Annotated in this window: 24 protein-coding genes, 2 pseudogenes and 1 riboswitch; of the genes and pseudogenes, 10 read left to right on the top strand and 16 right to left on the bottom strand. The window is 69.1% G+C overall.

Going from position 1 to position 25,032, the window contains the following annotated elements:
- The first annotated feature begins 230 nt into the window (after positions 1–230).
- Positions 231–1,145 carry a M56 family metallopeptidase gene (locus EDD27_RS26280; RefSeq protein ID WP_164903792.1) on the top strand — a complete coding sequence of 305 codons (915 nt, stop codon included), beginning with the start codon at positions 231–233 and terminating at the stop codon, positions 1,143–1,145.
- A 54-nt stretch (positions 1,146–1,199) separates the two neighbouring features.
- On the opposite strand, the gene EDD27_RS26275 is transcribed toward EDD27_RS26280, so the two are convergent.
- The 4 genes from EDD27_RS26275 to EDD27_RS26260 all read right to left on the bottom strand — a co-directional run bounded on the left by EDD27_RS26275 (position 1,200) and on the right by EDD27_RS26260 (position 4,448).
- Positions 1,200–2,051 carry a F510_1955 family glycosylhydrolase gene (locus EDD27_RS26275; protein ID WP_127934750.1) on the bottom strand — a complete coding sequence of 284 codons (852 nt, stop codon included), beginning with the start codon at positions 2,049–2,051 and terminating at the stop codon, positions 1,200–1,202.
- Between the two features lie 116 nt (positions 2,052–2,167).
- Entirely contained in the window at positions 2,168–2,386 is a 219-nt protein-coding gene (locus EDD27_RS26270; RefSeq protein ID WP_164903791.1) for an oxidoreductase C-terminal domain-containing protein, read from the bottom strand.
- Between the two features lie 244 nt (positions 2,387–2,630).
- Entirely contained in the window at positions 2,631–3,605 is a 975-nt protein-coding gene (locus tag EDD27_RS26265) for a C40 family peptidase (RefSeq protein ID WP_241564259.1), read from the bottom strand.
- Positions 3,606–3,824: 219 nt separating this feature from the next.
- Positions 3,825–4,448, bottom strand: coding sequence for a helix-turn-helix transcriptional regulator (locus tag EDD27_RS26260; protein ID WP_241564258.1), 624 nt, complete (start codon positions 4,446–4,448; stop codon positions 3,825–3,827).
- 56 nt (positions 4,449–4,504) lie between these two features.
- On the opposite strand from EDD27_RS26260, the gene EDD27_RS26255 reads away from it, so the two are divergent.
- Complete coding sequence (locus tag EDD27_RS26255) at positions 4,505–5,095, top strand: MDR family MFS transporter (RefSeq protein ID WP_206641660.1); 591 nt, start codon at positions 4,505–4,507, stop codon at positions 5,093–5,095.
- Between the two features lie 200 nt (positions 5,096–5,295).
- Positions 5,296–5,444: riboswitch (cyclic di-AMP (ydaO/yuaA leader) on the top strand.
- A gap of 12 nt (positions 5,445–5,456) precedes the next feature.
- A complete protein-coding gene (locus EDD27_RS26250) occupies positions 5,457–6,110 on the top strand; it encodes a CHAP domain-containing protein (RefSeq protein ID WP_127934748.1) in 654 nt (217 codons plus the stop codon).
- A gap of 254 nt (positions 6,111–6,364) precedes the next feature.
- On the opposite strand, the gene EDD27_RS26245 is transcribed toward EDD27_RS26250, so the two are convergent.
- The 7 genes and pseudogenes from EDD27_RS26245 to EDD27_RS26210 form a co-directional block, all read right to left on the bottom strand.
- Complete coding sequence (locus EDD27_RS26245; RefSeq protein WP_164903790.1) at positions 6,365–6,790, bottom strand: cupredoxin domain-containing protein; 426 nt, start codon at positions 6,788–6,790, stop codon at positions 6,365–6,367.
- 230 nt (positions 6,791–7,020) lie between these two features.
- The gene (locus EDD27_RS26240; RefSeq protein ID WP_127934746.1) at positions 7,021–7,392 is read right to left on the bottom strand and encodes a BlaI/MecI/CopY family transcriptional regulator; all 372 of its coding nucleotides are present in this window, start codon (positions 7,390–7,392) and stop codon (positions 7,021–7,023) included.
- Between the two features lie 169 nt (positions 7,393–7,561).
- The gene (locus tag EDD27_RS26235; protein ID WP_277750751.1) at positions 7,562–9,802 is read right to left on the bottom strand and encodes a heavy metal translocating P-type ATPase; all 2,241 of its coding nucleotides are present in this window, start codon (positions 9,800–9,802) and stop codon (positions 7,562–7,564) included.
- 64 nt (positions 9,803–9,866) lie between these two features.
- A complete protein-coding gene (locus EDD27_RS26230) occupies positions 9,867–10,079 on the bottom strand; it encodes a heavy-metal-associated domain-containing protein (RefSeq protein WP_127934745.1) in 213 nt (70 codons plus the stop codon).
- A 24-nt stretch (positions 10,080–10,103) separates the two neighbouring features.
- The gene (locus tag EDD27_RS26225; protein ID WP_127934744.1) at positions 10,104–10,385 is read right to left on the bottom strand and encodes a metal-sensitive transcriptional regulator; all 282 of its coding nucleotides are present in this window, start codon (positions 10,383–10,385) and stop codon (positions 10,104–10,106) included.
- A gap of 579 nt (positions 10,386–10,964) precedes the next feature.
- Complete coding sequence (locus EDD27_RS26215; protein WP_127934743.1) at positions 10,965–12,362, bottom strand: MBL fold metallo-hydrolase; 1,398 nt, start codon at positions 12,360–12,362, stop codon at positions 10,965–10,967.
- A 333-nt stretch (positions 12,363–12,695) separates the two neighbouring features.
- A pseudogene (locus tag EDD27_RS26210) lies at positions 12,696–12,952 on the bottom strand (metal-sensing transcriptional repressor).
- A 215-nt stretch (positions 12,953–13,167) separates the two neighbouring features.
- Here EDD27_RS26210 and EDD27_RS26205 point away from each other — a divergent pair.
- Positions 13,168–14,595 (top strand): lipase maturation factor family protein, encoded by a 1,428-nt coding sequence (locus EDD27_RS26205; RefSeq protein WP_127934742.1) that lies wholly within the window; start codon positions 13,168–13,170, stop codon positions 14,593–14,595.
- A gap of 16 nt (positions 14,596–14,611) precedes the next feature.
- Here the strand turns inward: EDD27_RS26205 and EDD27_RS26200 are convergent, their stop codons facing one another.
- Positions 14,612–15,670: an alpha/beta hydrolase gene (locus EDD27_RS26200; RefSeq protein WP_241564256.1), complete on the bottom strand. Its 1,059-nt coding sequence runs from the start codon at positions 15,668–15,670 to the stop codon at positions 14,612–14,614.
- 559 nt (positions 15,671–16,229) lie between these two features.
- Here EDD27_RS26200 and EDD27_RS26195 point away from each other — a divergent pair.
- The 5 genes from EDD27_RS26195 (at position 16,230) to EDD27_RS26175 (ending at position 19,633) form a co-directional block, all read left to right on the top strand.
- A complete protein-coding gene (locus tag EDD27_RS26195; RefSeq protein ID WP_127934741.1) occupies positions 16,230–16,649 on the top strand; it encodes a CBS domain-containing protein in 420 nt (139 codons plus the stop codon).
- A complete protein-coding gene (locus EDD27_RS26190) occupies positions 16,646–17,101 on the top strand; it encodes a hypothetical protein (protein ID WP_127934740.1) in 456 nt (151 codons plus the stop codon). The genes EDD27_RS26195 and EDD27_RS26190 overlap by 4 nt, the downstream gene beginning before the upstream one ends.
- The gene (locus tag EDD27_RS26185) at positions 17,085–17,591 is read left to right on the top strand and encodes a hypothetical protein (RefSeq protein WP_127934739.1); all 507 of its coding nucleotides are present in this window, start codon (positions 17,085–17,087) and stop codon (positions 17,589–17,591) included. Before EDD27_RS26190 ends, EDD27_RS26185 begins: the two co-directional genes overlap by 17 nt.
- A gap of 189 nt (positions 17,592–17,780) precedes the next feature.
- Positions 17,781–18,122, top strand: a complete 342-nt coding sequence (locus EDD27_RS26180) for an STAS domain-containing protein (protein ID WP_164903789.1) — start codon at positions 17,781–17,783, stop codon at positions 18,120–18,122.
- A 479-nt stretch (positions 18,123–18,601) separates the two neighbouring features.
- On the top strand, positions 18,602–19,633 hold the full coding sequence (locus EDD27_RS26175; RefSeq protein ID WP_164903788.1) for a LacI family DNA-binding transcriptional regulator: 1,032 nt from the start codon (positions 18,602–18,604) through the stop codon (positions 19,631–19,633).
- A 103-nt stretch (positions 19,634–19,736) separates the two neighbouring features.
- Here EDD27_RS26175 and EDD27_RS26170 read toward each other — a convergent pair whose 3' ends face one another.
- The 4 genes and pseudogenes from EDD27_RS26170 to EDD27_RS56915 all read right to left on the bottom strand — a co-directional run.
- The gene (locus EDD27_RS26170) at positions 19,737–21,932 is read right to left on the bottom strand and encodes a xanthine dehydrogenase family protein molybdopterin-binding subunit (protein ID WP_127934736.1); all 2,196 of its coding nucleotides are present in this window, start codon (positions 21,930–21,932) and stop codon (positions 19,737–19,739) included.
- Positions 21,929–22,909: an FAD binding domain-containing protein gene (locus tag EDD27_RS26165; protein WP_127934735.1), complete on the bottom strand. Its 981-nt coding sequence runs from the start codon at positions 22,907–22,909 to the stop codon at positions 21,929–21,931. The genes EDD27_RS26170 and EDD27_RS26165 overlap by 4 nt, the downstream gene beginning before the upstream one ends.
- 1 nt (position 22,910) lies before the next feature.
- Positions 22,911–23,426, bottom strand: coding sequence for a (2Fe-2S)-binding protein (locus EDD27_RS26160; protein WP_241564848.1), 516 nt, complete (start codon positions 23,424–23,426; stop codon positions 22,911–22,913).
- A 15-nt stretch (positions 23,427–23,441) separates the two neighbouring features.
- Positions 23,442–23,567 (bottom strand): annotated as a pseudogene (locus EDD27_RS56915) (twin-arginine translocation signal domain-containing protein); the annotation flags it as partial.
- Between the two features lie 423 nt (positions 23,568–23,990).
- On the opposite strand from EDD27_RS56915, the gene EDD27_RS26155 reads away from it, so the two are divergent.
- Entirely contained in the window at positions 23,991–24,881 is an 891-nt protein-coding gene (locus EDD27_RS26155) for a helix-turn-helix domain-containing protein (RefSeq protein WP_127934733.1), read from the top strand.
- The last annotated feature ends 151 nt before the right edge of the window (positions 24,882–25,032 follow it).

Genomic DNA, 25,032 nt, shown 5'->3' with positions numbered 1-25,032 from the left:
ATCCCCGTGGACGCGGCATGTGGATGCGATCAGGCCCGCATGGACGCCGCTGCTACTATGGGGCGTAATAGATGGCGGCCGGGCATCGTCGCCGTCTTCGCCGTGTGCATCGGCCTTGGGGCCGGTCACCTGCTCGTCGGGGACACCTCCGTGCCGGAAGGGTCCGACCTGCCGGCACTGGTCAGGGTCGGTGTGGTTGCCTGCGTGATCTGCGATCTAATGGGCTCACCATGGGGATCGTCACCGCGCTCGTCGCCGCCTACCTGCTCGGCTGGCAGGCCGGGCCCGTGCTGTCCCGCGCCGCCTGGCCGTGGCGCCGGCCCGCAGTCGCCGTGGCGCTCTGGGCGAGCCTGCTCGCGGCCTTCCTGGCCGTGCTCGCCACACTGATCACACTGACCTTCGCCTTGCCGCCCGGACCGCTGCACACCTGGGTGGAGCATCTGAGGTCCTGCGTGCCCGGGCACACGCACAGCGGAGAGTACGTCACGCTCGCCGTCGCGCTGCTGGTCGGCGCGGCCGTCGCCCGGCTGTCCCACCGAGGGCTCGCCAGGGCCCGCCGCACCGCCGCCGATCGCAAACGGCATCACGAGATGGTACGGCTGGTCGAGACGCATCCTGCGGATCCCGCGGACGTCTGCTTGATCGCCTACGATCTCCCGCTCGTTTACTGCCTGGCGCGGCGGCACCGGCCGATCGTGATGACCACGGGCACCCTGTCCCACCTCGATACCGCACAGCTCGAGGCCGTCCTGGAGCACGAGCGGGCCCATCTCCGGCACCGCCACCACTTCCTGCTCGGCGCGGTCGACACCGTGCATGCGGCCCTACCGTGGCCCCCGGTGGTGAGGCTGGCCGCGAAGGCGCTGCCCGAGTTGGTGGAGATGGCCGCCGACGACGCGGCGGCGCACCGATGCGGCGCCGCCAACGTGGCGCAGGCTCTCCAGCGACTCGCCCTCGCACCTTGTGCTGACGAGGGCCTCGCCATCGGTGCGGGGGCGCAACGCCGACTCGACAGGCGCATCGAGCGGCTCGAAAGTGGCGCCTGCCCGCCTCGCGTCGTCGGATGGCGGGCAGAGATCGCTCTGCTCGCGGCACCGCTGTGCGGGGTCGGGGCAGCCGTGCTGGGGGTGCTGCTCTCCTGCTGAGGCTCAGGTGCGGGGAGGCGGCGGTCAAGGTGGGGGAGTGCCTGCGATGGCGGATCAGCCGCGCGCCGGGGCGAACACGACGGTGAAGTCGATGCCGCCGTTCCTCGATTCGTACACCGTGCCGTCCTCGATTGCCGCGAGAAGGCGTTGACGATCGACGGCGGTGAACGCCGCGGCCGGAGCCGGCAGGCGGCCGCTCGTCCGCCACGTCTTGCCGTCGTCGACACTCACCTGCACCTGACCTGCGACGTCCACTCCGATCAACAGATCGGCAGCGGGCGCCTCGACCTGGTTGAGCGCGGGGGCGTTCTCCACCGGCTCGAATTCCATGCCGCCGTTCGCGCTCGCCTGCACACCGCTGCTCGTGGCCGCGTAAACCCGTTCGGGCTGCCCTGCGTGGGCGGCGAGGTCGATGATCTCCTCTTGAGCGCCCTGCCGCCAGGTCGCGCCGCCGTCGACACTGGCCCGGAGACGGCTGGTCTGGCTGTCGTACGCATAGAGGGTGGAGCCGGCCGGCTGGAGGGCATGGAAGTCGGCCGTGCCGTGCTCGGAGACCGTCTCCCACGTCCTGCCGGCATTGACGGTCCGGATCAGGCCGAGGTGGGGCGGTGCGGTGGTGTCGGCCTCGCCTGGGTGGCCGCTCGCGAGGAACGTCTTGGGACCGATCACAGTGAACCCCATGTGGTCCTGCACACGCCCGGCCACGCGCTCGGTGGTGTTCGCAGAAGTGACCTTGAACAAGCCGTAGTGCCCGGCAAGGTAGAGGGCGCCGTCGGCCGGGTCGACGCCGACGCCGTGAACGTGTCCGATGCCCGGATCCTGGCCCTCCACCGGCTCGCCTGACTGCGCGCAGGACCCCAGCGCCAGCACCAAGGCCGCCAGCGCGGCACCACGAAATCCTCGCATGGCGCCAAGTCTACTAAGTGTGTTCGTAGGCAGGCGAGAGCAGCAAAGGGCCATGATCGCGGATTAGAGCTCGCCGGGACCGCGTATCGTGCCGGTAATCCTGTGGGCGATCGTAGTCACACGGTCTCGCGTGCCGCGATCGCCCGCTTGAGCCTGATCAGGTCCCTGGGGGAGTTGACCGCGACGGCACCCACCAGCCCGCCGCCCCGCGTGAACGCCATCGCGAAGCGGTCCTCCTCTGGGCTGCCCGCGACGAGGCGAGCATCCTCCGTCAGATGCGGCAGCCCGGCCGTCTGGATGCGGGCGCCGTGCACGTGCGTGGCGAAGTTCGGCACCTCCGCGAACGGCTGGGCCTCCTGATGTCCGCCGAACCCCGGGCGAACAGGGTCGGCTCGGACAGCACGCTGTCGTCCACGGTCAGGCCGCTGCCGTCCAGCCATTCGGTGTACGGGACCACGCCACTGATCACGACGCGAAGGGCCTCCCTGCGCACGGGCGCGGGCAGGCCCCCCGCGTTCGCCCTCAGCCTCGCCTTCAAGCAGGCGCGAGGGATCCAGTGCCCATGCGGAATGCGTGCTGTCACGGCCGGACGGCGCCGAGGAGGCGGCCGCGCCAGTAGCCGTCGAGACTGCTCACCTTGATGACGTCACCGGTCTGGGGCGCGTGGACCATCTTGCCGTCGCCGGCGTACATGCCCATGTGTCCGAGCCCCTTGCTGAAGAGCAGGTCGCCGGGCTCCAGCGCGTCAAGGGGGACCCGACGCTCGGCGCCCCAGCTCCATTGGGTCCAGGTCGTGCGGGGCAGCTCGACACCCGCGGTTCGCCAGGCGGCCTGGGTGAGGCCGGAGCAGTCGAAGGATCCGGGTCCCGTGCCGCCGTACCGGTACGGCTTGCCGATCTGAGCGAAAGCGAACTGCAGCGCCAGGCGGGCGTTGCCGGAGGCTGGACCGGTGTATGTGATCCCCGCGCTGTTGGGGTCGCCGGCCTGGAATTCTCCCAGCCGCCGCAGGATCTTGGTCTGCTCGGCGACCATCTTGTCGACCTTCGCCTTCTCGTCGCGTACCTTGCTGCGCGCCGTCTCGGCCTCGGTCAGGACGCGCTTGGCCTCGGCGCGTCGATCGCGCAGGTCCTTGGTGGTCGCCTCGAAGGCCTGCACCTTCGCCGCCCTGGTCAGCGCGATGTGCTCCAGCGAGGCCATGGTGCTCAGAACAGTATCGGGGCTGCCCTGAAAGGTGAATCGTTGCCAGCCCAGGAGCGAGCCGGTCTGGTACTCGCCGACCACTGCCGTGACCAGATCCCTGCGCAGGAGGCCGGCTTGGGCGTTTTTGCGGCCGACCTCCGCGTTGAGCGCGTCGTACTTCTTCTTGGCGGCCTTGTGCTCTTCGGTGGCCTGGTTGTAGCGCTCGACCAGTTGGTCGGCCTGTTCGTTCAGCTTCACCAGTTTGGCCCTGGCCTCGGCGGGCGACGGGTCGGCGACGGCACTGCCTGAGCCGACGGTCAACACGGTCAAGGCCAGTGCCGCGGCCACTGCCATCTGCCCAAGCCTTGTCGGCACGGCCACTACGATGCCTCCTCGTAAATCGCTAAACCTGGGGCGAAATAGTACAGAAACGGAGGGTCTGGTTAGCCTGTTCGTGCCAACTGCCTTCGCGGGCGGGGACGTACTAACCGGCATAGCGGCAGCCGCGCCGGCCCATGTGGAGATACGCCCGGCACCTCCAGTGCGTTCAGCGCACGCAGGCGTACCGGCTCCGGGGAGCCGGGCGCAGGAACCTCAGCGATCGGCACCGCTCAACTGCTGAGGCCGAGCGGTGAGGCGGAGATCGGCGGCGGCGTGGGGATCTTCGTCCCGGCAGGGGAGGAACACCACTTCGTGGACATCACTGAGGACCTGGCGCTGCTGGTGGTGCGCTTCCGTTGAGGTAGCGCCGGGTGAGGTGCCGACGGTTCGGCGGAATGCCGCGAGAAAAGCACTCGGGGTCGCGTACCCCACGGCGTGCGCGGCCTGCGACACCGGCCGGCCTTCGGCGAGGAGAGGCAGGGCGGCCCGCAGCCGCATATGGGTGCGCCAGCGGTCGAAGCTCAACCCCGTGTCGCGGGCGAACAGCCGGGTCAGGGTGCGCCGGCTCGCCCCGATGGCGCGTGCGTGATCGTCAAGGCTCCGGGAGTCGGAGGGGTCGGCGAGCAGGGCGTCGGTCACGGCGCGCACGCGTTCGTCCACGGGAAGCGGAACATCGATCGGCAGCGCCGGCAAAGGATGCAACAGGTCGAGCACCACCGCCTCGGCCCGCAGCCGCGCGTCATCGGCGAGGTCCTCACGGGCGAGGTAGCCGATCAGATGGGGCGACCTGCTGGGTCGGCGCCGCGTCTTCCTCATCGGGGTGGCGCTGTTCGGCATGGCGAGTCTCGCCTGCGGGCTCGCCCAGCAGCCGTGGCAGCTCGTGGCCAGGCCTGGTGATCTCCGGTGTGCTGACCGACCTCACCTCGTGGCGCTGGATCTTCCTGATCAACCTTCCCGTAGCGGTGGTGGCCCTCGTACTGGTATCCCTGGTCTACGGCCTGCTCCAAGCCGGGGAATCGGGCTGGGGAGAGGTGGCCGTCATCGCTCCCCTGCTGCTGGCCGCCGTCCTGACCGCCGGGTTCCTCGTGGCGGAGTCACGGACGGCTGAGCCTCTGGTGCCGATGTCGTTCCTGGCCGACCGGACGCGTGCCGTCGCAGGCGGCGCGACCCTGCTGTTCTCCGCGGCCTTTTACGCGATGGCCTTCCTGCTGATGATCCACCTGCAGACCGTGCTCGGATACGGTCCGCTCCATGCCGGCGTCGCCTACCTGCCCTACGGCGCTGGAATCCTTGTGGGCATGTGGCTTTCCGCCCACGAGATGGGCTCCCCTCGTCCGGCGGCGGAAGGCTTCTCGTTCGCGCTCACCGTCGCCGCCGCCCTCCTCGCCCTCGGCTCCATCCTGATAGCCGCCCTGCTCCGAACCCGCCGCTCGGCCTCCGCACCTGACACCGCCGCCCACCAGACTCCAGCACGTCGCCGATGAAGTAAGCCCGGTTCGTAAAGTGCCGAAAGGTAAAGAATTATGCGGGAAATCCCCTATATGGCAGGGGATTTCGTCAGTCTGGCGAGAGGTGGAGTTGCCTAGCTCTATACGCGTCGCTTACGTTGAGGGATCCGTCGGGGGCCGATGCTGCCCCCACATTGCCGAGACCGCGTTCAGCAGCATGAACATCCTTCGTGTGGAGGACGCGGCCGCCGAATCCGCTTCGATGCGGAACCGGGGACCCAATCTCGTTGGGGTGAATCGGTGCGTGCCTCACGATGGCCGCCCCGTAGGGCACTTCCAGGCCCGAATCCGTCAGCTAACCCGGTAGGCGGCATGGAAGCAAGGAGCAAACCTCAGCATGACCAAGCACGTCCTCTCCCGTACCCTCATGCCCGCAAACCTTTCCCTGCTCGCTGCGGGCGTCACCATCGCGGCCGGCGCCCTTCTGGCGGGCGCCCCGGCATTCGCCGACCACCAGGGGCACAGGCAAGCCAACGCCCCTCAGGCCGCGCAGCAGAAGCCCGCCACGGCAGATGCGATCCTCAAGATCGCCGAGTCCCAGATGGGCGTGACGGAGAACGCGGCGGGCGGTGGGACGCCGTTCCACAGCTGGTACATGGCCTCGCAGCGGGCGAAGGAGACCGTGGCCCGTGACGGTGGGAGCATCCAGGCCTACGCGAACGCGCCGTGGTGCGCCATGTTCGTCTCCTGGGTCGGCGAGAAGGCCGGCGCCCGGCCGACCATCGGCTGGGACGCCTACACCATCACCTGGGCCAAGTGGTTCCAGAAGAACGGCCACTGGGGCACTCAGGCCAAGCCGGGCGCCGTCGTCTACTTCTCGTGGGACGACAAGAGCACCGACAGCATTGACCACATGGGGCTGGTCAAGAAGGACAACGGCGACGGCACCATCACCACGGTGGAAGGCAACACCGGCAACGGCAAGGTGGAGCAGCGCATCCGGCCCACGTCCCAGGTCGTCGGCTACGGCTACCCGCAGTACAACGCATAAGGAAAGCTTCATGGCTGGTGCACGGCGATGGTCTTCGCCGTGCACCAGCGCTTTTTCAGGAAAAGGTCGATGCCATCCGCAGCTGCCCGGTCCTGCTCAACACGTGCACAGCGGTCGCGCAGGCGCGGCCCACCGCGATCAACATCCACCACGGCAGACTCGGCAGCCCGAGCGACCGGCCGGCGTCGAGCGCAGCACGTGAGGTGGGCGCACCAGCCAGAGCGCCGCGTCTCGCCGTGCGGTGCCGGCATTGGTCACTTGACGGTCAGGGTGGTCTCCATGCCTTGGGCGCGGTGGTTTCCCACCGGGCACCACACCTCGTAGGTGCCGGGCTGAAGGGTTACCGTCCATTCGGTCTTCTTGCCGCCGTCGATGACGTCCGACTGTTGGGTGCCCATGCCGGGTCCCTTGAGGGCCATCGCGTGGGGCGCGCTTCCGACGTTGTCGAGCATGAACGTGTACGTGCCGGCGGTGAGGTCTCGCTTGGCCATCACGAAAGAGAACTCGTTCACCGTCACGTTGATCATGCTTCCCTGCTGGGCAGGCGACGTGGTCGCCTGACGGGCAGGAGGAGCCTCGGGTGCGCCCGCGCCGCCCCCGCAACCGGAGACGGCCAGCAGTGCAACGGCAGCCGCCCCTGTGGCGAGGGCCAGTCGCCGTCGATGGGTGATCCTGTGCATGGAAGACCTCCTCCTTGGCCTCGCTGCCCTGTCTCCTGCGGGCGCGGTGGCTTCGGCCATGGCCACGCCCGGTGGTCCAGACTGCTGCGGCCAGCCGTATGTGGTGGTCTCTCTCCAGTCTCCCGCCATCACCCTCAACTGGGAACACGCAGAGGTCCAGCGTGTGCCCCATGTTCTGCTACGGCTCGGTTCCCCCGGGCACTCTCTGTGCTCCAGCGCCCTGGCAACGATCAGGAGCGGCGGTCATGCGGCGGGAACACCTTGAGTGCGGCATCCAGCGCCGCCGACTCTTCCGGGCTCAGCCGCTCCAGGAAATGCACCAATGTGGCCGCCTGATTGCCGCTCCTGGCCAGCGTTTCGCGCATCAACTGAGCCGTGTAGGCCTCTTTGGTGGCCACTGGCTCATAAATGTAGGCCTTGCCTTGTGGATGCCGCTTGAGCAGGCCCTTCTTGAAAAGCTTGTCCATCACGGTCATGACGGTGGTGTAGGCGATCTGCCGGTCGCGACGCAGATCCTCCAGCACATCCCTGACTGACGCGGGTGCATGGTAGGCCCACATGCGATCCATGATCGCAGCCTCCAAATCCCCCAGAGTGCGCACTACGCGGACCGCCCTTCTCGCCGTAATACCCTCCGATGCTAGCCACGATCGTAAAGGCGTGACATCGGCTCGAAACCCACGTCGTTGGCGTACTCCCGCCCGTCCGACGGCGGTGCGGCCGATACGGATGGTCCTGTATGCCGACGGGCACACGATCGTGGGTGCTCTTCTACGTGAAACGCCGCAATCTGAGGCTGTTGCTGACCACGAACACGCTGGAGAACGCCATCGCCGCTCCGGCGATCATGGGGTTGAGCAGCCCCATCGCCGCCAATGGCAGAGCGGCCACGTTGTAGGCGAACGCCCAGAACAAGTTGCCCTTGATGGTGCGCAGTGTCCTGCGGGACAGCCGGATCGCGTCGGCCGCCACCCGCAGGTCACCGCGGACCAGCGTCAGGTCGGACGCCTCGATCGCGGCGTCCGTGCCGGTCCCCATCGCCAGTCCGAGGTCGGCCTGGGCGAGCGCGGCGGCGTCGTTGACGCCGTCACCCACCATGGCCACCGTCCTGCCCTCGGCCTGGAGCTTCTTGACCGCGTCGACCTTGTCCTTCGGCAGGACCTGGGCGATCACCTCGTCGATGCCCACCTCGGCGGCCACGGTCTTCGCGACGGCCTCGTTGTCGCCCGTCAGCAGCACCGGCGTCAGCCCCAGCGCCCGCAACCGCCGGACGGCCTCGGCAGAGGTGGGCTTGACGACGTCGGCGATCACCAGGACCGCTCGAGCCTTGCCGTCCCAGCCGACCGCCACGGCCGTACGGCCGGCGGCTTGTGCCGCTTCCAGAGACTCAGCAAGGCCGGCAGGCAGGTGCTGCGACCGCTCGGCGAGCAGCGCGGGCCGGCCCACGAGGACCGCGTGCCCGTCGACGATGCCCTGAACGCCGAGCCCTTCGACACTGGCGAACTCCTCGGGCGTGGACAGTTCGCCCACACGCTCGGCCGCGCCGCGGGCGATGGCCTGGGCGATGGGGTGCTCGGAGGCGTGTTCCAGGGCGCCGGCCAGGCGCAGCACCTCGGCGACGTCCTCGCCGTCGGCGACATGCGTCTCGACCAGCGTCATCTTGCCCTCGGTGACCGTGCCGGTCTTGTCCAGCACCACGGTGTCGATCCGGCGAGTGGACTCCAGCACCTCGGGGCCCTTGATCAGGATGCCCAGCTGCGCGCCGCGCCCGGTGCCCACCAGCAGAGCGGTGGGCGTGGCCAGACCCAGGGCGCACGGGCAGGCGATGATCAGGACGGCGACCGCGGCGGTGAAGGCGGCGGCCGCTCCCGCTCCGGTGCCCAGCCAGAATCCGAGGGTGCCCAGCGCCAGCGCGATCACGATCGGCACGAAGATGCCGGAGATGCGATCGGCCAGCCGCTGCACCCGTGCCTTGCCGGTCTGCGCCTCCTCCACCAGCTTGGCCATCTGGGCCAGCTGGGTGTCGGAGCCGATCCTGGTGGCCCTGACGACGAGCCTGCCGCCCGCGTTGACCGTCGCGCCCGTCACGGCATCGCCTGGCCGGACCTCCACGGGGACCGATTCGCCGGTCAGCATGGAGGCGTCCACCGCCGAGGAGCCCTCTTCGACGACGCCGTCGGTGGCGATCTTCTCACCGGGCCGTACCACGAAGAGGTCGCCCACGGCAAGCTGGTCGGTGGGGATCCGGACCTCCGCGCCGCCGCGGAGCACGGCGACGTCCTTGGCGCCCAGTTCCAGCAGCGCCCGTAGCGCGGCTCCGGCTCGCCGCTTCGAACGGACCTCGAAGTAACGGCCTGCCAGAATGAACGCCGTCACGCCCGCCGCGGCCTCGAGGTAAATGTTGCCCGAGCCGTCGGTACGGGCGATCGTGAACTCGAACGGGTGCGTCATGCCCGGCATGCCCGCCGTGCCGAAGAACAACGCCCACAGCGACCAGCCGAGAGCGGCCAGCGTACCGAGTGAGACCAGCGTGTCCATCGTGGCGGCGCCATGACGCAGGTTGGTCCAGGCGGCCTTGTGGAACGGCCAGCCCGCGTAGACCACCACCGGCGCGGCCAGAGTCAGCGACAGCCACTGCCAGTTGGTGACCTGGAGCGGCGGGATCATCGCCATCGCGATCATCGGGATGCTCAGGACCAGCGAGGTGATCAGCCGGTTGCGCAGGGGAGCGAGCTCATCCTCGGGCTCGGCCTCGTCGGCTGTGGTCTCCGGTGGAGCGGGGAGCGCCGCGGTGTAGCCGGCCTTCTCCACCTCCGCGATCAGCTGCTGCGGATCGATCCCTGCGGGGAAGCTGACCTTGGCCTTCTCGGTGGCGTAGTTGACGGTGGCGGTGACGCCGTCCACTTTGTTGAGCTTGCGTTCGATGCGGTTGGCGCAGGACGCGCAGGTCATGCCACCGATCGACAGCTCGACGGTGCTCTGAGGCTTCTCGTCAGTGATGGGGGAGGACACCACCGCTCCTTTCGTCTGCCCACCGCGTTGCCGCTGCCGAGGGCGTCGGCCTTCACAGCCGTGTTCAGGGCTGGCTCGCCACTTCGTATCCGGCCTCCTCGACGGCGGCAACGATCTTCGCCTCGTCGACCGGGGGCTCGCTCTCAACGGTCAGCAGGCCGGTGGCGAGGTCCACCTCGACGCCGGTGACGCCGGGCACCTCGCTGACCTCCTCCTTGACCGAGCTGACGCAGTGGCCGCAGGTCATGCCCTTGACGGTGTAGGTGGCGGTAGCCATACAGATCACTCCTTCTGAGGGAAATCAGGAACGGACGAGCCGCGCGATCGCGTCGGAAGCTTCTTTGACCTTGGCCTCGGCCTCGGGGCCGCCTTTCATGGTGGCCTCGGCGACGCAGTGGGCCAGGTGCTCTTCGAGCAGGGAGAGAGCGAAGGACTGCAGGGCGCTGGTGGCCGCCGACACCTGGGTGAGGATGTCGATGCAGTATTTGTCGTTTTCGACCATCCGCTGCAGCCCGCGAGTCTGTCCTTCGATCCGGCGCAGCCGCTGGAGGTGGTCTTGCTTGGTGTCGGTGTATCCGGCCATTTCCTTACCCCTCCCCCTTCTGTACTACCTATCTTAACACCATACCCCCCCACCGTATTCCGAAGGCTTTCGGACCTGCCTTTCGATGACGGATTGGCGACCTGTCCAAGCCCTCCGTCGCCATCGGGAGTCTCTCCGGTCGGCGGCGTTGACGCGGCCCACACGTCCCCAGGTCCCCGCCGGGCTCATTGAGCGTGGGCGAGGACCTCGGCGACCGAGTCGATCACAGCCGGTTGAGAGCCGCGCCTCGAAAGCGTGTCCGGTCCGCAGGGGGTCAGGGGCGCTCGGCGGCCAAGGCCCTGTGCACGGAATCGATGTCGGTACGCGGGCCGCGGTTGTAGGGCAGCTTGGTCAGCAGCATGCCCATGGCACAGGTGCCCGACAGGGTGGCGAAGACCAGCCCACCACCGATGAATGCGGCGATCCGAACTTGCCGGGGGTGCGCACGTCGATCAGCCGGGGAGCGCCACCGGACTCCAGCAGCCGCTGCAGGGTGGCGGCGTCCAAGGCAGTAGGGGCGCCGGGGTGGCGGCGGTCATGTCATTCTCCTGGTGGAACAGCGGCGATGCCGGGTCCGGGTCAGTTTCCGGGGGTGATGATGGTCAGGCCTGCCTCGGCGGCCCGGGCGTAGGTGTCGTCGATATGCACCACGTGGTGCCCGGACCTGGCCAGCAGGCTGCTGGCGGCTGCGGCGCGGTAGCCGGAGCCGCAGTGCACCCACACCGTGCCGTCCGGCACCTCGGCCAGGCGGGCAGGCAGGTCCGGCAGCGGGATGTGGGTGGCGCCGTCGATGTGCCCGGAGCGCCACTCGTTGGTCATGCGCACATCGAGCAGTACGTCCGGCGCCGGCAGGCCGTGCGGCGTGCGGCCGGCACGGGACGCGGCCAGATCGGCGAAGGCGGCCACCATGAGCTTGCCGAGGCGGGCCTCCTCGCCGGCGGCCCAGGCGTCGGGAGTGCCGGGCGCGGCGGCGGCCGGGCGGTCGATCCCGATGCGCGCCAGCTCCCGCTGGGCGGCGGCGACCTGCTCGGCCGACTCACCCAGCAGGGTGATGGGCGACCCCCACGGGGCCATCCAGCCCAGCCAGGTCGACATGGGCCCGTCCAGGCCGAAGCTGAGCGTGCCGGCAAGGTGGCGGTGGGCGAAGGCTTTGCGTGAGCGCAGGTCCACGACCCACTCGCCGGCATCGATCCGCTCCCGCAGTTGGTCGGCGCCGGCGATCTGGGCGGGAGTCAGGTCGATCAGGTCGGCGCCGGCGCTGTTGCGGGCGCCCATGTGCGCGTAGTAGGCAGGGTAGGCGTCCAATCCGGCCAGCGTCTGGGCGACGAAGTCATCGGCCTCCAGCCGCAGCACCGGGTTGACGTCCTTCTCCCGTCCGATGGTCGAAGCAGGGGCGTCTGACTGGGTGGCCGAGCAGAAGCTGCCGAAACCGTGGGTGGGCCAGATGTGCGCGCCGTCGGGCAGCAGATCGGCCAGGCGCCTGGCCGAGGCGTGCTGCTGGTGGGCCAGGCGGTGGGCGTGCCGGGCGCCGAGCAGGTCGGTACGGCCGGTGGTGCCGAACAGCAGCGACCCGCCCGTGAACACCCCTTCAGGGCCGCCGGGGCCGGACACGACGTACGACAGGTGATGGAAGGTATGGCCAGGCGTGGCCACCGGCGACACGCGCATGCGTCCAGAGATGACGATCTCCTGCCCGTCGGCCACCGGCGTCCGCTCGAAGGAGACGTCCTCGGCCTCGGCCATCAGGTAGGTCGCGCCGGTGACCCGGGCCAGGGCCAAGCCGCCGGAGACGTAGTCGTTGTGCAGGTGAGTCTCGGCCACATGCGTGATGCGCACGCCCAGCCGTCCGGCCAGGGCCAGGACGCGATCGATGTCGCGCTGCGGGTCGACCACCAGCGCGACCTGCCCATCGTGCACCAGGTAGCTGCGGTCCCCCAGGGAGGAAGTTTCCACCACCTCGACATGGACCGTCGTCATCGTCATGCCTTTCGCTTGGTCGTCGTTCTGATCGGTGCCGTGCCCCGGCAGCGGTCCGGCACTGCCCTCGTCCCGAGTGCCGCCCCGCTTCTGCGCAGGCCTGTTCACGCCACCGCGGGCAGGTGTCCTGAGCGAACTCCGCGTGGCCGCGCACACTTCCGGCCGTCGTCACACCGATCGGGACGTGTCGCTGCAGCTCACCGGGAGTCTGCTGACGCATCGCCATCAGAGAGCTCTCTTCCCCGCATATACCCATGGGGGTATATGCCACGCACACCATGGCCTTGCCGTCCCATGGCTCCGCGAACGTACCCGCCAGCGGGGAACCGCTCTTCAGGACAGGGCCAAAAACAGCGCCTCGAGCCGCTCGGTGCTGATCGATGGCTCTTCGCCACGTTCACGCGCGGCCTGGCATTGCTGCAGCCAGTCGATATGATCTTGAATCCGGCGCGGTCCAGCGCCTTGGACACCGCTGCCAACTGGGTCAGCACTCGCTCCCAGTCGTCGCCCTTCTCGATCATGGCGATCACCCCTCGCACAGTCTCCCTAATACCTGGGGGTATATCGCACAGGTCGGCACCAGTGGGCATACGTCGGCGCCGGCCTGTGCGATGAGCAGCGGTCATGGCTGCCGACCGGCACGGCGATTCTCCGCATCTCCACACAGAGACAGAACATTGCCTCATTTGGGGATTCTGTTGCCACGGGCCTCTGATGATGTGGGTAGGGCCCAGGCGGCGCATCTGGCGGCGCGCTGTGTGTTCCCATCGGTACCGGCGGAAGGGACGGTGAAGGGGGACTGGCCGTGGAGTGGTTGGCGGCATCCGATTACTGGCTCGGCCGGCTGGTCTTCCAGCGAGGCCTGGCGGTGATCTATCTGGTCGCCTTCCTGTCAGCGGCTCACCAGTTCCGTGCCCTCATCGGCGCGAACGGCCTGACACCGGTGCCGGCGTACCTGCGGCTCGTGTCCTTCCGCAGCGCGCCGAGCATCTTCCACCTGCACTACAGCGATCGGTTCTTCGCCGCCGTGGCCTGGAGCGGAGTGGCGCTGTCGGCCGCCGTCCTGGCCGGACTGGCCGATCTGGTTCCGCTGTGGGGCTCGATGCTGCTGTGGGCCGTCCTGTGGGTGGTGTACCTGTCGATCGTCAACGTGGGACAGGTGTGGTACTCCTTCGGCTGGGAGTCGCTGCTGTGCGAAGCGGGCTTTCTCGCCATTTTCCTCGGCAACCGGCAGATCGCCCCTCCGGTCCTGGTGCTGTTGCTGCTGCGCTGGCTGCTCTTCCGGCTGGAATTCGGCGCCGGCCTCATCAAGCTGCGCGGCGACCGCTGCTGGCGCGACCTGACCTGCCTGTACTACCACCACGAGACCCAGCCGATGCCCGGCCCGCTGAGCTGGTACTTCCACTGGCTGCCCCGTCCGCTGCATCGCATCGAGGTCGCCGGCAACCACGTCGCGCAGCTGGTTGCCCCGTTCGGGTTGTTCGCGCCTCAGCCCTATGCCACGCTGGCCGCGGCCATCATGATCGTCACGCAGCTGTGGTTGATCGTGTCGGGGAACTTCTCCTGGCTGAACTGGCTGACCGTCGTGCTGGCGGCATCCGTGGTGGACTGGTCGATGATTCTTGCCTCGCCCGCCCCGGCACCTGCCGCCCTGGCCGCGCCCGTATGGCACGACGCGCTGGTGGTGGCGGTCACGACGCTGGTCGTGGTGCTCAGCTACTGGCCGGTGCACAACCTGCTGTCCCGCCACCAGCTGATGAACGCCAGCTTCGACCCGCTTCGCCTGGTCGGCACCTACGGCGCCTTCGGAACCGTCAGCAAGGTCCGCGTCGAGGTCGTGATCGAGGGCACCGACGAGCCGGAGATCACGGCCGATACGCAGTGGAAGGAGTATCACTTCAAGGGCAAACCCGGCGATCCCGCTCGCCATCCGCCCCAAGTCGCCCCGTACCACCTCCGGCTGGACTGGCTCATGTGGTTCGCGGGTCTGTCGCCGATCTACGCCGAGCCGTGGTTCATCCCGCTGGCCGTCAAATTGCTCGAAAACGATCGGGCGACGCTCCGGCTGCTGGCCGGCAACCCGTTCCCCGACACCCCGCCGGCCTTCCTCCGCGCCCGCCTGTACAGCTACCGCTTCACCACCTGGCGGCAGCGTCGTGCGACAGGCGCATGGTGGGATCGGGACCTGATCGACGAGTACCTGCCGCCCGTCCGCCTGCAGCGGCTCTCATGACATGCGGCGGGCGGGACTAGGACGCGCAGGCCGCGCGCCGGCCTCGGGGCTGCCCGGCGCGAGCCGCGTGCCCGTCAGCCGTGCTCCGCACGATCAGCCGGGCGACCTGGTCGGGTGCGTCGTTCATGGGGACGTGCCCGCACCCGGGCAACTCGACGAGCCGTGCGTGGGGGATCACGGCCGTGACGCGCGCGGCCTGGCGACCGGGCAGGATGCGGTCGCAGGTGCCCCAGGCGATGGTGACCGGTATATCGGGGATGGTGCCCGTGAACAGGTCCGGTGCGCGTCCGGCACGCAGCGTGGCCTGGAACGCCACCGATTGGCGCAAGGAGTGCAGGCAGGCCACCAGGGTGTCGGGCGCGCAGGAGTCGGCGCGTCCGTACAGGGTGCCGGTCAGCGCCGCCCGTCCCACGGCCGTGCCGGCCATCCGCTCCACGACGGTGTCCGGCAGCCGGGCAAGCTGGCGTGCGGTCGTCAGGACGGCGAAGGCGTAGCGTCGCTCGACCTCGTTCCAGAACCCGGCCGGCGCCAGCGCGGTGACGCTGCGGGCGAGCCCGGCCTGGGCAAGCCGCAGCGCGATCAGGCCGCCCAGCGAGTGACCGACCACATGTGGCCGGCGAACGCCGAGCGTGGTGAACACCGCCTCCAGCGCCGCCACCATGGTGGGCAAGTCGCGCGGTGTGCCGTCGGGCAGGTCCGGCGACCTCCCGAAACCGGGCAGGTCCAGCACGATGACCTCGCGTTCGGCGGCGATCAGGGGGACCACCAGGTCCCAGGCGTGCAGGTCTTGTCCGATGCCGTGCAGCAGGACCACCGGCTCGCCCGTGCCCTGCCGTCGGTAAGCCAGAGTGGTCGCGGCCGAGCCGTCCAGCCGGCCCTCCACGAAGGACACCGTCTCGGCGGGCGCCGGGTCCCGGTCGGGGCGCCCGCCGGTGCCCGCCGGTCCCGCGCGAGCGCCGTGTCTGCTCGCTCCTATGAGGAGTTCGGCGGCGGTGCGCATCCCGACGGGGAGGACCCCACTCAGTCTGGTTACGGTGTCGAACCCGCGCGCCACCGTCGATGGAAGCTTCCACATGGCTTGCCGGACCCCCTTGTCACGGTGCGCCGTTTTGCAGGTATCCATCCTTGAGGCTGTGCTGACTCGCTGGATGTCCTGCGATGAGGAATGCCGTGAAAATCCTTCCCGCCGCTCTTGCCTTGACCGAACCGGCTGGTGCGGTGGTGTGGCGGTCCCGCTCGTGAAGCATGCTTCCTTGTCTCTCCTTTGTACCCACGAACCGGACGGGCGACGAGGGATTTGACCGATACCGTCCCGGATCATGGACATCTCCATGGGCCTGGCCCTTCATGCCACGGCGTCCTCCTGCTCTTCGTGGCATGGCAGATCAGTGAGAAGCGGCAGTGCGAGGGCTCGCCGGCGTCACCGCACCGCCGTCGCCGCGCGTTTGCGTACCAGGCCTTCGCTTTGCCGTCCCCTGACCGCGCCCGCAGCGCGGCCTTGAGAACGTGGGGATATCTCCTCAAGACTGCAAAATCGGCGAGGGACGCGACTTTGCTGCCTGTGCCCGGGGCAGTGTCGAAACCGGGAGCGCCGGTGGTGGTCTCCACATGCCGACGAATGGGGTGTGACTGCCATGAAACGCCGCGTTCGAGACGTAATGACGAGGGATGTCGTGATGGTGAGCGTCGACTCCACGCTGGTGGCCGCGGCTCGGCAGATGCGCGAGCACGATATCGGCGACGTCTTCGTCCTGGAGGACGGACGGCTGTTCGGTGTGCTGACCGACCGGGACATCGTGGTGCGCGCGGTCGCGCGCGGTCTGTCGCCGGACGTCGTCACGGCCGGCGACATCTGCAGCAGGAAACTCGTCACCGTATCGGCGGACGATGGTGAGTGGTACGCCGTGGAGTTGATGCGCCTGCACACGGTGCGACGGCTGCCCGTGCTCGACCGGGAGCGGCCGGTGGGCGTGCTCTCCCTGGGCGACCTTGCCATCGATCTGGACCGCGACTCCGCGCTGGCGACCATCAGCGCGGCGCCACCGAACACATGAGGTCCTATCAGCCGGCGCACGGCCACGAGCGCCGTGCGCCGGCGTACGAGTCCACCCGTCGGCAGCGGCAGCAGGCGATGGTCTTGCTGCGCCGGCTCACCGGTCTCATGGTCGCCCCGTCCCAGCGGCCGATCAAAGCCGTCCCGGGCAGGCCCGGCACAATGCTGCTGACCGGCCTCGCCTCGGCACTCCATTACTCGGCCCTGGCCTTGACCATGTGGGCGCAAAGCGAGTGGCCTGGTGCCGGCAGCCACACGTCGGCTGCGATCAAGGCGGATACCAGCATCACCAGACGGCAGCGCCGGATGCTGCTCGACATCTATGAGTCGTTCCTGAAAGAAAATCAGGCCAAGGCCGCGCGGGCCGGCCTGGAACATCCCACGGACAGACCGCCGACAGCGCCCATGCTGCATCAGACAACCGAAGGAACAGTCCATGACGCTCGCCTATGAAGTCAAGAAGATTGTCGAGTCCAAGCCCTTCTGTGCCGCGGCAGGCGCCGGCGGCTACGCCGTCGACCGGCTGCGCAAGGTGCGGGCCAGCGATGTTCCGCGGACCGCCCGTGCCGTGCAGGACAGGACAGCCGAGATCATCACCCAGGATCTGCCCGCCAAGGCCCGCAGCTACGCTGACAGCGTCGCGGAGAGGGTCGCCAAGGCGTACGACGACCTGGCCGTCCGGGGGCGTGAGATCGTCAGCAGCGTCAGCGGCCGGGCTGCCCACGAGTTCGAGGACGTCTCCGCGGGGGCGAAGCCGCGGGCCGGCCGGGCCAAGATCCCTGGTCGCAGGCAGGAACCGGTCGTGACCCCGTCGCCGGTCGGCGCTCCGGTGCGCAAGAAGCAGGAACCCGTGGTGCAGCCATCTCCCGTCGGCGCGCGCGTGCGGAGCGCTGCAAAGGCCGGCACATCCCGCGCTGGGCGCACATCGACCCGCAAGGTCTGACCGGCGCCGCGAAACCTCTCCAGGTTCGGTCGCAACGCTAAAGGGAAGCTCAACGCAAGTTTGGCCACCCGTGTGACAGGACTTGACAGGCCTTGACATCTGAGTGGATACGGTGTGGAGGCATTGTCCGCTTCTGCGTGGTTTATGTGAGTTGTGATGTCTTGTTTCAGCCCATGGCGCGAGGTCGAGATGTCCGATACTCGGCTGGCCTTGCGTGTCGATGACCATGAGGGGATTTCCGTCCTGCATTTGGACGGCGAGCTCGACCTGGCGACTGAGCACATCTTCCTGCGTGCCTGCGACCAGTTGCTGGCACGCGGCCACGCCAAGATCGTGGTGGACGTGAGCAGGCTCGGCTTTTGCGACTGCACCGGCCTGGGTGCGTTCATCGCCGTGCAGCAGCAGGCCGAGTTGTGGGGTGGCTACCTGCGCCTGGTCGGTGTGCGAAGGCAGCTGGCCAAGTTGCTGAGGCTCGCTCAGCTGGTCGACACCTTCCCGCCGTATACGGATCTGCAGCATGCCTGTGGCTGACCACCCTGTGCACACCGCTGGGGTGCCGCTGTGTGTCCGGCGGGCAGCGGGACTCCCAGCTCCGTACGTTCCGGAACTGACGCCCGCTGCCACTGCGCAGGGTTGCGGCGCGGTTCAGGGGGCCGTCGCCGCTATGAAGGTGAACGAACCGGACGGCACGTTGTACACGGCATAGTTCCCTTCCATCCGCAGGAACGTGGCCCGATGCGAGCTCGCGGTGGAACGGGCATCCTTGGCGGGCACCCATGCAGTGGCGGGGCGGCTTCCGCCTTGTCACAAAACGTTTTAACCTTGCAGGTCGGCTGGGGCGCGTCGATCACCAATCGTGAATGGTGCCGTCCGCGAGCCGGGCGCGCTCCGACTCCTCCGTCGGCGGTGATGAGTGACGTTGCCCAAGCTGGGCATCGCTCTGAGCTCGTACAATCGGATCACGCCTCGGGAGATGGAGTTCCATGGTCACGTCCGGACGACGACGACGAGTGACGATCGCCGACGTGGCGAGCCACGCCCAGGTCTCCGTCACCGCGGTGTCGAAGGTGATCCGCAACGCGACCGGCGTCAGCCCGGCCATGAGGGACCGGGTCAAGACAGCCATCGAAGAACTGGGCTATCGACCGCAGGCCGTGGCGCGCGGGATGCGCGGGCGCACCTTCACGATCGGCCTGATACTGCCGCACATCAGAAACCCCTTCTTCGCCGACATCCTCGACGGGCTCACCGAATACCTGGAGAACACCGACTACCAGGCCTTCATGATTCAGGGAGGCGCCACCCGCAAGGTCGAGAGGCGGGCGGTGGACGCCCTCATGGACCGGCAGGTGGACGGCATCATCATGGTCGCCCCGCTCGCCTCGAAGGCGCGGCTGGAGGAGGTGGCGAAGGAGAAGCCCACGGTGGTGCTCGCCCGGCACGAGGGGTCGGCGTTCTACGACTCGGTGTTCGACGATGACGAAGCAGGCGCCGAGCTCGTCGTGAAACACCTCATCGAGCTGGGTCACCGCCGGATCGCGCACATCACGCACCAGGACGACAGCCAGGCGCGCCCTGCCGACCTGCTGCACAACATCCGGGCCGCGACCTATGAGCGCGTCATGCGCGAGCATGGACTCGACGACGAGATCGCCATCGCGACCAGCTTCTACAACGAGCAAGGCGGCTACGACGGGGCTCGCCAGCTGCTGGGCCGTTCGCCGCGCCCCACGGCGATCTTCGCGGGAGCCGACCAGGCGGCGCTCGGCACCCTCGCCGCGGTCCACGAGATGGGCCTTTCCGTCCCGGCGGACGTCTCGGTCGCCGGCTACGACAACATCCACCTGGCCGCCCTGTCCAACATCACGCTGACAAGCGTCGACCAGGACGGCGCCGTGATGGGCCGCGCCGCCGGGAAGCTTCTGCTGGAACGCATCGAAGGGCGGATGTCCGCAGTGCGCTTCTCCGTGACCCCGAGCCTGGTCGTCCGCGGCTCCACGGCCCCGCCAGGGGGTCCGGCGGATGCGGCATCGATTCCCTAGCCCCCGCGGATCGACGATCGTCTTCCTCCACGGGGGGAGACCCAGTAACGCCTGAAAGTGACGTCATCGCGTGGGGCCGCCCTTGTCGGCGGCCATCCAGTGTTCAGAGCAGGGCTTCGGCGGTGATGGGGAGTTCGCGGACGCGGCGCCCGGTGGCGTGGAAGACGGCGTTGGCGATGGCGGGCGCCACGCCGACGATCACCACCTCGCCCAGGCCCTTGACGCCGATGGGGTCGGCGGTGCGGTCGTCGCCGTTGAGATAGATGGCGCTGACGTCGGGGACGTCGGCGTTGACGGGGACGAGGTAGTCGGCCATGTTCGCGTTGACGATGCGGCCGTCGCGTGGGTCGGTGACGGTGTGCTCCAGCAGGGCCATGCCGATGCCGCCGACCATGCCGCCGATCGCCTGGCTCTCGGCGAGCTTGGGGTTGATGATGCGGCCCGCGTCGTACACGCCGAGCACCCGCCGGATGCGTACCAGGCCGAGGCGTTCGTCGACGGCGACCTGGGCGAACACCGCGCCGTAGGCGTGCGTGGAGAACCGTTCCACCTCGTCGCCGGGGGTGTAGCCGCCGCGCACCTCCAGGTGGGGGCGGTTGGTGCGGGCCAGCAGTTGCCGGTAGGTCTCGCCGCGTCCAGGGTTGTCGCGCAGGTGCAGCCGGCCGTTCTGGACGACGACGTCGTCGGCCGGAATCCCGTGCAGAGGGGAACCAGGGTCCTCGACGGCGAGCCGGATGGCCTGCCGGCGGAGCTTGTCGCAGGTGTCCTGGACGGCGGAGCCGACGCTGGCCATGGTCATGGAACCGCCGTGGGGCGGGGCGGGCGGCATGGTCGAGTCGCCGAGCTGGAACCGCACCCTGGGTATCGGGAGGCCGAGGGCGTCGGCGGCGACCTGGGTCATGGAGGTGTAGGTGCCCGGCCCCATGTCGGAGGTCGCGCACTGGACGATCGCGGTGCCGTCGGCGTCGAGTCTGGCCAGGGCCTGGGCCGGGGCGCGCTGCGTGTGGTAGGTGGCCACGGCGACGCCGGTGCCGATCAGCCAGTTCCCGTCGTGGGCCGAGCGCGGCCGGGGGTTGCGTTCGTCCCAGCCGACGGTGCGGGAGCCGATGCCGAAGCACTCGCGCAGCCGCCGGGTGGAGAACGGCACTCCCGTGCCAGGATCCCGGTCGGGTTCGTTGCGCAGGCGTAGCTCGATCGGATCCATGCCCAGCTCGTAGGCGAGCTCGTCCATCGCGCATTCGATGGCGTACGCGGCGGTGGCGGCCCCGGGGCCGCGCATCCAGGTCGGTGTGTTGACGTCCAGTGGTATCGACCGGTAGGTCTGGCGGACGTTGGGCGTGGCGTACACCATCTGCCCCTGAACGGTCAGCGCCTCCCGGTAGTCCTCGTAGACGGAGGTCTCGGCGCGTATGTCGTGCACGGCCGCGGTGAGCCGGCCGCGCTGGTCGGCGCCGAGGGTGAGCTTGTATTCGGTCACGGGGCGAAAGCCCGTGCCGGAGTACATCTGCTTGCGTGTCAGCACCACCTTCACCGGGCGGCGCGCCTCGCGGGCGGCCAGTGCGGCGATGGCGACGTGCGGCCAGGCCCGCAGGGCGCTGCCGAACGCGCCGCCGACGAACGGCGAGACGACCCGGACCGACTCCTCCGGGATGCCGAACACGGTGGCCAGGTCGGCCCGGGTGTTGAGGACGATCTGGGTCTTGTCCCACACGGTGAGCCGGTCGCCGTCCCAGCGGGCGATGGTGGCGTGCGGCTCCATCGGATTGTGGTGCTCACGGTTGAGCCGGTAGGTCTGCTCCAGACGGGCGTGCGCCCGCCCCAGCGCCTGATCGACGTTGCCCCGCTGGTAGTTCTCGGGCTGGTTGGGCGAGCCGGCCGGGGAGGCCATGTCCGTCGCCGGCCGCTCGCCGTCGTAGCCGACCTTCACCAGGCTCGCCGCGTGCTGGGCGATCTCCAACGTCTCGGCCACCACGACCGCGACCGGCTGGCCGAAGAAGCGGACCCGGTCGTCCTGGAAGACCCGCAGCCGCTCCCCCCGGGCAGGGTCGGGCACGCCGCGGAAAGGCCGGTAGGGCAGTTTCGGCGCGTTCAGATGGCTGATCACCTTGAGCACACCGGGCTGCTCGACGGCGGCCCTGGTGTCGATCCCGGTGATCCGCCCCCGGCCGACGGTGCTGGTGACGATCACGCCGTGAACGACGCCGCGTACGTCATGCTCGGCCGCGTACGTGGCCTGGCCGGTCACCTTGAGTCGTCCGTCCACCCGGGACAGCGGCGTGCCCGCCGCAGGCCGTGTCATCGTGTGCCTCCCACAGCGCGCAGTTGACGTTCGACGGTGCGTTTGAGCAGCTCCGCCTTGAATCCGTTGTGGCGGAGCGCGCGGGCGCCGTCCGCCGCGACCGCCGCGGCCTGCGCCCACAGCTGGTCCGAAGGACGGGCGCCGGCCAGCCGCCGCTCCACCGCCGTCAGCCGCCACGGCACCGTGCCCACACCGCCGGCGGCGACCCGGGCGTCGCGGATGACATCGCCGGTGATGTTCAGGACGACCGCCGCGGAGGTGAGCGCGAACTCATACGACTGCCGGTCGCGGACCTTCAGGTACCCCGATCGCAAGGATTGCGGATGCGGCGGGATCTCCACCCCGGTGATCAGCTCGCCCGGCCGCAGGTCGTGCTCGCGGTCGGGGGTGTCGCCCGGCGGCAGCAGGAACTCCGCCAGGGCGAGGCTGCGCTCCCCGTCCGGGCCCAGCAGGTGCACGGTCGCGTCCAACGCCGCCAACGCCACGGCCAGATCGGACGGATGGGTCGCCACACACGCCTCCGACGTGCCCAGGATCGCGTGCGAGCGGTTGTAGCCCTCCAGAGCGGCACACCCCGAACCGCGTTGCCGCTTGTTGCAGGCGGCGGTGACGTCGCGGAAATAGGTGCAGCGGGTGCGCTGCATGATGTTGCCCCCGATGGTGGCCATGTTCCGCAACTGTGCCGACGCGCTCAGCTCCAGCGCCTGCGAGACGACCGGGTAGGCGGTGCGCACCCGTGGGTGCGCGGCGACATCGGACATGCGTGCCAGCGCGCCGATCCGCAGCCCGCCGCGCGCCGCGGCCTGCACGTCCCGCAGCGGCAGGCCGCTGATGTCGACCAGCGTGCCGGGACGCTCCACCGTCTCGCGCATCAGGTCGACCAGCGTCGTGCCGCCGGCGATGTAGCGGCCGCCGCGCGCCCCGGCGGCGAGCGCGGCGCGGGTGTCGGCGGGCTTGGTGTAGGCGAAGGGATACATGTCAGGCACTCCCCTTGCGTGCGGCCTGCGCGACCGCGTTGACGATCTTGACATAGCAGCCGCAGCGGCAGATGTTGCCGCTCATCCACTCCCGGATCTCCTCCCGGGAGCCGGTGTGGCCCTCACGGATGCAGCCGACGCCGGACATGATCTGCCCGGGGGTGCAGTAGCCGCACTGGAAGGCGTCCTGTTCGATGAACGACTGCTGCAGCGGGTGCAGCTCGTCGTCCGCGCCCGGGGCGAGCCCTTCGATGGTGGTGACCTCGGCGCCCTCCAACCGCACCGCCAGCGTCAGGCAGGCGTTGACGCGGCGGTCGTCGACCAGGACGGTGCAGGCCCCGCAGGCGCCGGCGTCGCAGCCCTTCTTGGTGCCCGTCAGGCCGAGCTGCTCGCGCAGCAGATCCAGCAGCGAGGTCCGGTTGTCGACCGTCACGGTGTGCCGCTCGCCGTTGACCGCCAGCGAGACACGTCCGCTGACCGGCGCCGCGGCCGCCGCCTCCGCCGGCTCTATGCCCAGCGGAGACAGCCCTGGGAGCAGACCGCCCGACGCGGCCGCACCTCCAGCGGCGGTGGCCGTCGAGATGAACGTCCGCCGAGACAACGTCGACGCAGAGTCCGCCTCGGGCGGAACATGGGAGTCCGGGGGTTCGGAAGACATATGCACCCTCTCGATTCCGCGCGAAGGATCGGTGCTCTCACTCGCCGGCGTGCCCCGCGGGGGCCATGTCCGTGTCGAGCAGCCGGCGGGAGAGACGGCAATGCTGACCAGCTCCCTCGCCCACTCTCCATGAAACCGCTGGTCAACGGCCTGTGGGAGGGCCTGTTGAGACACGTACTGACAGAGCACCCCTGAGCGAGCGTCGCCTTGGGACGTCTCCACCGTGCTGCCGAGAGCCGCCTTGACCTCTTCGCCTGGGAACGGTGGTCGGTGCGCCTCCGCTCACAGGGTGGCGGTGGCGACGTGGCAGCCGACGACACAGGGGACCAGGAAACCTCGATCGCCCATGACCAGGGAGTTCTTGATAAAAGGTGTACTGGCAGGGCATCCCACACGAGGGGCCGCGGAGCGTACGGTCGAAATGTGGACAATCGCAAGGAGGTCCGCGAGTTCCTCGTCTCGCGGCGAGCCAAGATCACGCCGGAGCAGGCCGGACTGCCCTCCGGACGCAATCGCCGGGTCCCGGGACTGCGCCGGAGCGAGGTCGCCGATCTCGCCGGCGTGAGCATCGAGTATTACTCGAAACTCGAACGAGGCGCCCTCGCCGGAGCGTCAGCCAGCGTGCTGGAAGCCATCGCCCGCGCGCTTCGGCTCGATGACGCCGAGCGGGCGCACTTGTTCAATCTGGCGCAAGCCGCGGAGGGGACGAACGCGATCGTGCGACCCCGGCGACGTGCGGCAAAGCCCTGGTCCCCACGCCCGAGCCTGCAGTGGACCCTCGACGCGGTCACCGAAGGGCCTGCCTTCGTCCGCAACGGCCGGATGGATCTGCTGGCCGCCAACCGGCTCGCGCGAGCTTTCTACGCCGATGTCTACGCCGATCCGCAACGGCCCGCAAATCTTGCCCGGTTCACCTTCCTCGACCAGAACGCCCACCGGTTCTATCCGGACTGGGACCTTTTCGCCGACACCTGCGTCGCCATCCTCCGCACCGAAGCCGGCCGCAACCCGTACGACAAGGAACTCCACGATCTGGTCGGCGAGCTCTCGACACGCAGTGACGACTTCCGCAGACGGTGGGGCGCCCACAACGTCCGACACCACGGCACCGGCACGAAGACCTTCCACCACCGCATCGTCGGAGACCTCACCCTCGCCTACGAGGGCCTGGAGATGGCCGCGGAGCCCGGCCTGACCCTCACCATCTACGCCGCCGAGCCCGGCTCGCCCTCCGAGGAGGCGCTGCGCCTGCTCGCGTCCTGGGCGGCGTCGCAGGAGACGGATGCCGCTCTGCATGCGGCATCGACCGACTGACGGTACGGGCTCACCGCACTCCAGGCGAGGAGGTCCCTCGCACAGTCCGGGGCCCGAAGCTGACCACCGCTGCACACTGCTGAGCCCCACGTCGCGCACCGGTCGCCGCCCGGGCGGATCCTGCCAAGCTGGAGAAACGTTACATAGAAAA

The sequence above is a fragment of the Nonomuraea polychroma genome, from assembly GCF_004011505.1.
Taxonomy (GTDB): Bacteria; Actinomycetota; Actinomycetes; order Streptosporangiales; family Streptosporangiaceae; genus Nonomuraea; species Nonomuraea polychroma.
This window is presented reverse-complemented; position numbering and strand designations above follow the sequence as displayed.